Annotated in this window: 7 protein-coding genes; 4 read left to right on the top strand and 3 right to left on the bottom strand. The window is 41.8% G+C overall.

The window, feature by feature from the left end; genetic code table 11:
* The first annotated feature begins 138 nt into the window (after positions 1 to 138).
* The 4 genes from A3756_RS13900 (at position 139) to A3756_RS13885 (ending at position 2,058) form a co-directional block, all read left to right on the top strand.
* Positions 139 to 573, top strand: coding sequence for a PilZ domain-containing protein (locus A3756_RS13900; protein ID WP_068511419.1), 435 nt, complete (start codon positions 139 to 141; stop codon positions 571 to 573).
* Complete coding sequence (locus tag A3756_RS13895) at positions 566 to 1,060, top strand: hypothetical protein (RefSeq protein WP_068511937.1); 495 nt, start codon at positions 566 to 568, stop codon at positions 1,058 to 1,060. The genes A3756_RS13900 and A3756_RS13895 overlap by 8 nt, the downstream gene beginning before the upstream one ends.
* Before the next feature lie 3 nt (positions 1,061 to 1,063).
* A complete protein-coding gene (locus A3756_RS13890; protein WP_068553709.1) occupies positions 1,064 to 1,654 on the top strand; it encodes an SCO family protein in 591 nt (196 codons plus the stop codon).
* A gap of 104 nt (positions 1,655 to 1,758) precedes the next feature.
* Positions 1,759 to 2,058, top strand: a complete 300-nt coding sequence (locus A3756_RS13885; RefSeq protein WP_068512472.1) for a hypothetical protein — start codon at positions 1,759 to 1,761, stop codon at positions 2,056 to 2,058.
* Here A3756_RS13885 and A3756_RS13880 read toward each other — a convergent pair.
* From A3756_RS13880 to A3756_RS13870, 3 genes are all read right to left on the bottom strand, one after another.
* Positions 2,055 to 2,630, bottom strand: coding sequence for a hypothetical protein (locus tag A3756_RS13880; RefSeq protein WP_068512475.1), 576 nt, complete (start codon positions 2,628 to 2,630; stop codon positions 2,055 to 2,057). The two genes, A3756_RS13885 and A3756_RS13880, sit on opposite strands and share 4 nt — an antisense overlap.
* Before the next feature lie 177 nt (positions 2,631 to 2,807).
* Complete coding sequence (locus A3756_RS13875; RefSeq protein WP_231872234.1) at positions 2,808 to 4,715, bottom strand: EAL domain-containing protein; 1,908 nt, start codon at positions 4,713 to 4,715, stop codon at positions 2,808 to 2,810.
* Between the two features lie 268 nt (positions 4,716 to 4,983).
* Positions 4,984 to 5,207, bottom strand: a 224-nt coding sequence (locus tag A3756_RS13870) for a helix-hairpin-helix domain-containing protein (protein ID WP_197481313.1), incomplete at its 5' end; no start/stop codon positions are given.

The raw sequence follows: 5,207 nt of genomic DNA, 5'->3' as shown, positions 1-5,207 counted from the left end.
ATGTGGCAAGTCTGGGAGGGGGAGCTCCTGGCAGTTGGAATATACCGGTTAGCAGTTCTTATTCTGTGGAAGGCGTTAAGGTCGAAGGGCGCCGTGTAACCTATAAGATACAACTATCAAATCAATGAGAAAATAATAATGGCAAATGAGCGCCGACGGACAGAACGGCATAATTGGTTGCGTTTGGAATCTAGTGTTTACATTAAACGAAGCCTTTTTAAAAAGGAATGGATACCTGTTGTACCTTTTGACTTCAGTCGTTATGGCATGGGGATTCAGACTGACGAGGTCTATCACTTAGGGGACGAAGTAGTTCTATCCCTAAAGTTGTTAAAAGAGGATGTAGAAGTTGAGTTGCCTTTGCTTAAAGGGCTTGTTCGATATAAAGAAAAGCACCATAGCCGATTTAATTACGGTGTTGAGTTTAGTTTTGCCTCTAAGCATGACAAGTTAAAGATTAATGATGAACTGGTTGCAATTGAACAGATTTTGAGAAGGTTCGAAAATGACAGAGCCGCGTCGACAGAGGGTAGCTTAGATAGCTCTTCGACTGCGGGAGCCCCGGGTGGCTAAGCTGAAAGATTATGTGACGGGTGCGCTGCTTGTTTGTCTTGTTTTTTTAGGCCTAATTCTTTTTGCCTTGTATGACAAAAGTGCACCCAACGAGCACCAAAAGCCTGATTATAATTTTAGTTCCGATTGCGATATTAGTGCCGATGACTGTCGTTTGCACCTATTCAATGACTTGGAGCTTAGACTTCAAGTAAGTCCTAGTGAAATTAAAGCCCTAGAACGTTTCCAGTTGAAGTTTCATACAATGAACAATGCTGGAGCAGAACTCTCAAACCTTGTTGCTTGGGTTGAAGGGCGAGATATGGATATGGGGCAACACTTCTTATCCTCCAAAGCTGAGTTGGCTAACGAATTTTTATTAAGTGGAATGATTCCAATATGTACGGTCGATGCTGAGATGGTATGGCGCTTAGTTGTCAACTTTGAGTTTCAGGGGAAAACGATTCGTTTAGATTTTGATCTTAAGACTTCTCAGCATGGGCTCTAAGCTATGGTAAATAGGCTTCCTTTCACAATTCTTCTTGTCGGCATTTCTATCGCAATTATTGTGCTTGCAATGCGTTTTATGTCTTCAGATATAGAACGGGATATAAAAGCTAAATACCTTAAAGCGGGGGACTTTGACTTACTGCACGAGGGTAAAGCATTTAGCCTGGGCCAATTGCGCGGCCATCCTGTCATTCTTTATTTCGGCTACACTTACTGTCCTGATGTATGCCCTGTTGGTTTGTCAAAGATACGAGATGTATTGAGCAGTCATGAAGACTTTAAGGATGTCCCCGCATTGTTTATAACGGTTGATCCGCATCGTGATGATGATAAGCGTTTAAAAGAATACACCGGATTCTTCCATCCAAATATTATTCCTTTAAGTGGGAGTGTTGAACAAATTACTTCGGTTAGCTCAGCTTACGGAACTTTTTTCCGTTCAGGTCGTGAAAAGGCAGGTGAAGGCAATAGCTATACAGTTGATCATAGTGCTTTTGTCTATTTGTTAGATGATCAAGGAAGGTTAATGCGAGTGCTTGATCATGACGTTCAAGCTGAGCAAATATCTGAACTACTTCATAAGTTGCTGTGATTACTAGATTTTCACTTGCGATAGTACCTATCTATTTTTTATACTCGTTACATCTTGTTACTTTTAAATATTGAAATAGACAATAACAATAAGTGGGATCAAAGATGGATTACGCCGACGGCCTGAAAAACGTTCTAATTCAAAAAATAAATAAAACCGAAAAGAGCTTATATAGCTTAAAGCTGGACTATTGCCGCTTTGTATATGGCTTATCTCATCGCTCTAAAGTTATGTATGATCAGGTAGTTTATCAAGTTAGATCTGTTGATCTTGATTCGATGACTCGAAGCGATGGCGGTGAATGGAGTCGCCCGGTAATAAGTGCTGTGAGAATTGAAGATAACCGACCGGTCAATAATGAGGCCGTTGATTTAGGCCGGAATTGGGAGCTATTTGCCGGTTAGGCAAATATTCCCCACTCATCAAGCTGTGCACTCAACGACATTTCCTTAGGAATACGGTCATAGCTTGACCAGTTCTTGGCAGCCTTCGCGCCAGCTCTAACCATTAAGTCGTTGTCACTACTAAGTTTTCGGTAGAGTGCTTCCCTGTAGTAGGCGAGCGCATTTTCTGTCGTCAAATTTAAATTAGACTTTAATACCAACATCGCTATCTCTTTCCTGCTTTGAGTGCCGCACTTTGCTTCTTTGCCAATCAAATCGATTGCTCCAATCAGGTAAAGGCTAATCGCTTCGCGTAACCAAGACAGATTCTCCTGGTGCAGGTCACCATAATTTCTTTTGATGTCTAACAGCTGGATGCCAGAAAAGGTTTGAGCTTTTTTAAGACTTTCCATCTTGGTTTCGTACTCTTGATTATCGACAACATCGCCTTGCATCAAGCGCTTAATCACTCTGTCAATATGCCCGCTCTCTGCGTAGCCAGCAGCTGTGTATAAGTTATGTACGCGGAAGGCAAGTGTGCCGAGCAAAGTAAGTAATGCTATTTCAAGGCTATGTATGAAAACAACCAGCATTGTTTAGTCTCCAAATTCTCAAATGTGACGACATTATACATCATGTAATTCTATGTAAATGGAATTGGGTAGCGTTAAGCTAGAGTACAGGTTCACACAAGTGCAGCGGATTTACAGTGTTTTACATTTTTGATTAGTGCTGGGGGAGGGGCAATAGACTACTTAAGAAGAGGATGCTTAAGCAGTCTTTAGGTCACTTTCAATGAAGAAATTATGCATTTTCTTGAAGGTCAATGGCCGGCTAAAGAAGTATCCTTGAGCATAGTCGCATTTATTGATTACCAAGAAGTCTCTTTGGTCGATATTTTCAACGCCTTCTGCAACGACCTTCAGGTTAAGTTTATGTGCAACGGCAATGACCGCAGACGCGATTTCCATGGCATTGAGGTCATCAGGAATATCGTAAACAAATGACTGGTCAATTTTCAGAATATCTACAGGTAGGCTCTTTAAATAACTTAAAGAGGAGTAGCCTGAACCAAAGTCATCGATGGTAATAGTGGAACCAGTAGATTTGATGCTATTGAGTTGAGCTATGACAGCATCAATGTCATTCATTAGCATACTTTCGGTTACTTCTATTTCCAGGTTTTCTGCGGCGAGGCCTGAATGCTCGAGGGCGCTTGAAACAACATTTACCAGTTCCGGGTCATCAAACTGGCGTGGCGATAAGTTAACTGCAACTCTCAATGAGCGACCAGTTAGGGCATTTAATTGCATGATTTCTTTACATGCGTTTCTCAGCACCCATTCACCAATTTGTACGATCAAGCCGGTCTCTTCGGCTACGGGAATAAAGTCAGCAGGGGAAATGTCTCCCTTCGTCGCATGCTCCCAGCGTATCAGAGCTTCAACGCTAGATATTTCACCCGTCTTCAGATTAATTTGAGGCTGATAGTTTAGGTAAAAGTCGTTATTTTTAATTGCTTCACGTAATTCATTTTCAATTTCCAGAAGCTTGTTTGCGCGGAGGTTTAAGGCTTCAGTAAAGAAGTGGTAGCCATCTCGACCGTTCTCTTTAGCCATATATAAGGCAAGGTCGGCGTTCTTCATGAGCGTTTCGCTATTGATGCTGTCTGTTGGTGCTAAGGTAATGCCGATACTTGTTGATACAATCACCTCATGTTTACCCAACCTAACTGGTTCCTTAAGAGTGTCCAGGATCGTTTGAGCAATGGCAGATATTTTATCGATATCGGATATATCGTTAAGCAGAATGGTAAATTCATCCCCCCCTAAACGGGCAACTGTATCTTGCTTTCGAACACAGGATTTTAAACGGTCAGCAACCGTAAGCAGTAATTGATCACCTGCCTGGTGTCCCAGCGTGTCGTTGATGCGTTTAAATTGGTCTAGGTCGAGAAAGAACAGCGCTGTCAGTTTTTGATGTCGTCGTGCATTAAGAATGGATTGGTGCAGTCGATCAATAAAAAGCCGACGGTTTGCTAAACCGGTCAGGGAGTCAAAAAGAGCCAAGTGCTCCATTTTCTGGGTAGCTTCTTTTAAGGCTGTGACGTCAACGGCGGACAGGACGTAACTACTAATTTCGTTATGTTTATCATAGACGGCCGAGATCGTAATAGTGTTCCAGAAAACGCTAGAATCTTTCTTAGAGCAAAGAATTTCACCTTCCCAACTATCTTGTTTTTGCAGGAAGCCGCTATCGAGAGCACAAATATCAGCTGCGCAATGTTCAGAGCTTGGTTTGAGAATGCCGATTGGCTTATTTACGATTTCGTCGCGTTGGTAGCCCGTTATTTGGCAAAACTTGTCATTTACATATTCAATCAAGCCTGAGCTGCTTGTAATAACAATACTGGAACCACTATTTGTTACCGCGCTACTTAGTTTCGACATGAGTTGTTCGGTAGCTTCATGCGACTTTACGTTGTTTTTTAGCCGGGCATTAAGACGGAACAAAATGAAGCACAGTGTCCCAAACAATGCTGCCAGTCCTGCACTTGCCATGAGTTTCAATAGCATTGTCGAGCTTTCAGTATCCTCAACCGATACCGCAGCTAACACTGGCGAAGTTATCGCGAGAGTTGAAAGAAATGTCAGACCTTTATGAATCGGCTTATGCAAAGTAGTTACCAAAGCAAATTAGTTATATGTGTAAGTTATAAGTAAATTGTATGGTAATTTTCAAGAATGAAAAACACGACTTGGTTATAGACTTGTAACGATGTGACGTACAACGTTACAAAATAGTTACAGTAAGTAATTGTATTTCAAAACAATGTGAAATATGGGTTAACAAACTGGAAGGTCGGGGAATAGAGAGAATTTTTGGGTGTAAATGGAAGGCCATAACAGGAGAGTTATGGCCTAATGTTTAATTGCTTCTACGAGGCTATTTAGCTTTGTTCAGCTCTGCAGCTTGTTTTTGCCACGTGTCAGAACCTCTGACTTTGCTGAACTCCTCAAGTGCTTTTTTATCTTTTGCTGAAGGCTTGGCCAATTGCTCGATTGATGTGATACCGGCTGCTATAAGTTTCTTTTCTAAAGCTGGTCCAACACCATTGAGTGCAGTCAATTTCAACGGAGACTTTGTAGCAGGAGCTGCTTTCTTAGCTG

It is taken from the genome of Oleiphilus sp. HI0086 (assembly GCF_001635225.1).
This window is presented reverse-complemented; position numbering and strand designations above follow the sequence as displayed.